This window comes from Endozoicomonas sp. ONNA2, assembly GCF_024606365.1.
GTDB lineage: Bacteria > Pseudomonadota > Gammaproteobacteria > Pseudomonadales > Endozoicomonadaceae > Endozoicomonas.
Genome location: NZ_JAHHPO010000909.1, coordinates 1 through 4,215 on the forward strand (window position 1 = coordinate 1; position 4,215 = coordinate 4,215).

Annotated in this window: 2 protein-coding genes; both read left to right on the plus strand. The window is 50.5% G+C overall.

Annotated features, from left to right (window positions below; all coding sequences use genetic code 11):
* Positions 1–638: 638 nt before the first annotated feature.
* Complete coding sequence (locus KDK14_RS16155; RefSeq protein ID WP_257266207.1) at positions 639–1,754, plus strand: hypothetical protein; 1,116 nt, start codon at positions 639–641, stop codon at positions 1,752–1,754.
* Complete coding sequence (locus KDK14_RS16160; protein WP_257266208.1) at positions 1,754–4,099, plus strand: glycosyltransferase family protein; 2,346 nt, start codon at positions 1,754–1,756, stop codon at positions 4,097–4,099. Before KDK14_RS16155 ends, KDK14_RS16160 begins: the two co-directional genes overlap by 1 nt.
* Positions 4,100–4,215: the final 116 nt, after the last annotated feature.

Consider the following 4,215-nt stretch of genomic DNA (forward strand, 5'->3'; position numbering starts at 1 on the left):
TTTTTGTGTAATACCGTCCATATTAGGAAAGTTGTTTTTAGACAATTCCTAAGTCAATGCGCCCCCCTCTGACTCCAGGGTCTGTCGGCGCTTCGATTGCACCGGACTGGTCGCAAATGAGCCAGCTAAAACGACTCCCCCTTTTATCCTGACATTTTCCTCGCTTGTTTCAGTTTTTTGCTTTCCCTGTCTTTGATGATTTCTGCAGCACTGACTTGATAAACAAGATTCAAGTACTGGAATTTTCCAACAGTCCCTGAGCCAGCAAGAAATAGGTTGCTGTTTTGTATTTTCGTGGTTGCTCAAACTTGAGCACCAATCAAAAACAATGAACTTTCTCTTGATTAAACGGTCTTAAAGATCTCTGGACAGTTTTTTACCACCCGGGAATCCCAAGGCCTGTATCTTTACTGGATATTTTTGACAACTCAGGCTTTGCGGTAGGGATACTGAGTATCAGAACAACTGTCATTAATAAAAGAGTAATTGATCAAACCAAATTCTTATGGTCGCCAAAGTCGGTCCTAATAATTTGTGATCTGATTTTTCAGTCACCCTGCACAATGAGAATTCCACATTGCTCAGGCCATTATTGCCTGACTTGGGAGTTCTCATGGCAAAAATGATTAAAACATTAAATGATGACCCCACTACCCATTTTACCCGGCTCTTCTTCTGAAGCAGCAAGGAAAGGAGCCATACACAACACTGACCATTGCCAGGGTCCTGTCAATATGGCCATTGGCAACACGCCACTGGGCAAGGTTTCCGTTTCATGGCACATCGGACAACAGCACCGTCTCGATTTTGCCTCAACCGGAGACATTTCACTGACCCAGCGGGATATTCAACACCTGTCAGCCCATCTGCCCGGATTTAAGCCACAGCCCGAGAATGGTGACCAGCCCCTGGTGAGCGTGGAATACGTCCAGACCAACGGCCGCCCGGTCATCGTGCAACGTGAAGGAGCCGTTCAGGTTATGGCTCCCGATAACGACATCGTGCCGGATACCCTGCCACACCTTCTTTACGGGGCCTGTCGGGTTGAGTGGTTACGAAGAAAACTGTTCCCGGTCCATGCGGCCTGTATCGGCGATGCTGCGGGATGTTACCTGCTTGCCGGTTCTTCAGGCTCTGGCAAAACAACACTGGTACTGGAGCATGCCCGGCAGCATCGCAAACTGCCAGAACGAAAAATCATGTCGGCAGACAAAACCCTCGTCAGGTTTACCGATGACGGGCAACTCAAAGCCGTTGCGGGCACCAAGACCATTTCGGTGCGTAACCATGATATGCCCAAATGGGAGCCCGTGGTCAGTGCCGGAGTTGCTGAAGCAGGAAAATCTGAACAGTTCCTCACCAGTGTTGGCGACCGGACCCATTTTCAACTGCCTTCGGATTACTACAGTGACCCGGAATCGGAAGTCCCGGTACGGGACATTGTGCTGGTCAAGTTAAACGACAATTTCATGGAAAAAACCCTGACCGCTGAAAGCGCAAGACATCAGCTGTTTAACCTGTTCCTCGACAAGCAGCGCGAGGATATTCTGATCGGTGATCACGATGCCGTCCTTGATGGAACCGTTCCTCGCGAGGTCAAAGACTACCTGGCGCAGAAGCTCGGGGATTATCTTCGCGAGGACGGGCGGCAGACACGACAGATCAGCGGCCCACTGCAGGACGTTTACCAATCCATAATGCCCAGGCTGTCCATGGATGTGCAGCCTCCACTTATGGGCAAAAAAAAAAGATAGTGATTGGCATCTGTGGCATTGGCAACGACCATCTGAACCGTCAGTTGCCCTGCCTCAATTACCTCAGGGACAGAGATCATCAGATCGTCCTGTTCACTTACGGGCAGGCGCTGGAGTATTTCCACAACCATCAGAAGGAGTATCCGGGGGTTCACGTATGTGAGGTGAACAATCCCTACATTGCTGGCTGTCTGACCGGGCTGGATTTTGAGGCCTCCAGTGAGCTGCCACAAAACAACCGCATGAACTTCAACCAAATCAACTTCCAGGCCATGGCAGTAGCGAACCAACAACTGGGTACTCCGGATCTGGTGATCAGTGATTACGAGCAGGTGTCCGCCCAATATGCTTACAGCAAACAGGCTCCGCTGATCACCAGTGACCAGCAAAGCAAGTTTTTAACCGGCAGCTTCATACCTGATCTGGCGGGCACGTCATTTCGGGATGAACGGGAGCGGCTGTCACTTTTCTTTCCCCGTGCCGACAAGCGTTTGGCAATCTCTTTCTTCAACGTTCAACCCGGAGTTCAAGAGCAACAGCGCAGGGATACTGCCAATGTAACCCTGCTGCCACCGGTGATTCGTCCGGAAATCATTGCTGCAAAAGGACAAGGCCATGGCACAACGGCCTCGTTACTGATGTATATTACTGCCCAGTCGTGGACCACTCTGCCTATTGATCAATGGCTACAGACCGTCCGGGAGAGTGTACCAGACGGCATCACAGTGCATATATTTTTACCCAAACGGTGTCCGCTGCCTGCTGATAGTGGGTGTCGTCGGTTTTATCACCATGGCGACGCCCGATTTGTTTCATTACTCGCGGCCTGCACCGGGGTGATCTCCACCGCAGGGCACACGCTGCTGTCAGAAGCCATGTACCTGAACAAGCCCGTCTATGCCATACCCCTGAAAAATCTGTATGAACAGCAGATCAATGCCAAAGTGATTGGCGATAACCAGTTTGGGATAAACTCGGAGGAGCTGAGTGCAGAAAAACTGAAAACGTTTATTGCCAACCTGGCTTTTTATTCCGACAACATTGGCAAAGATAACACCGTGCTTTTGCGGGGCAATGGCCAAGACCAGGTTATCCAAATCGTTGAGCAGACGCTACAGGAAAACCAGCGCCCTGTTCAGGAGCCCTCCCCCTGCCGGGAGATCACATTTTCCAGCACGGATTCAGGGGCAGAAAAAAAGATACTATTTAATGCAGAACCCTTCGGTTTTGGCCCTTCTGCTGCCATCGGGGAAATATTTCCTTACGTGCGCAAACAGGCCAGACACCTCGCCTATATCGGCGAAAAGCACACCCTCGATATTCAGTCCAAGTACCCCTATAACCGAATCATTGACTGCACCGAACAGGGCTCTGCCACCGACCGAAAAGAAAAGTACCTCCGCCACCTGCGTGAATACGATCTGTTTATCACCGCCTGTGATCTGGAGGTTGCCGGGTGGGCCAAAGAAGCAGGCCTTGAGGTCATCGTATATGATCCACTGTCCTGGTACTGGAAAGAGGTGTCTCCAGCCATTACCCATGCCGACCTCTATCTGGTACAGAACTTTCTCACCGTGCAAGAGCGGTTACAGGAAAACAGAAATAAACTGCCGGAAACCATCGTCGTACCTTCCATTGTGTCCGGCCTGCAGCGTCTACAGGATAAGCACCCCCAAACCAATACGGCCAGTCTGTTGCTGGTCAATACCGGTGGGCTAATGAATCCCCTGGTGACTTCTTCCATCATGGTGAACTACGCAAAAATCATCATGAACTGCATTAACCAGACCCTGGGCAGTCATTACGACCAGCTCCAATTTCTGGGCAGCCGCACCCTGGCAGAGGCCACAGGGGACCAGTTTGAGGTCCAGACACTGACAACTGATCAAGTGCAGGATGTTTTGCAGCAAGCAACAGTGGCCCTGATGACCCCGGGACTGGGCAACATATTTGAGGCGGCCGCCCTGGGGAAAAAAATTATCTGGCTGCCTCCGGCCAATGACAGCCAGGGCCAGCAGTTAACACTGCTAAAGCAAAATCACATGGTGGATGCCAGCATTGACTGGCATGACATATTTCCCGGGACCGCTCCCATTGACTACTTCAAAAGTCAGGAAGAGGTTATGGAATCCATCACTCATTTTATAGAAAGGTTAACGACGGAACCCGGAGCAATCACAACACTCAACCATCTCATGGCTATTGCTCACCAGCAATTGTCCCATACCGATGAGTCATCATTGTGTGAACTTGACAGACGATTTTCCCATGGCGGTGGGAAAGTCATTGCTGATCAGATTCTGCAGAGACTACAAAACACCCTGAAGGAGGAGGAAAAACAATGAACCCACTGGCACGCCCCAATTGCAGTAACAATACCTTTAAGGAGATCAGTTATACCGATCATAAACCTGAATCCGTAACTTCAGAAGACGTTGAAACCTTCGGAAGCCGGTCGTGC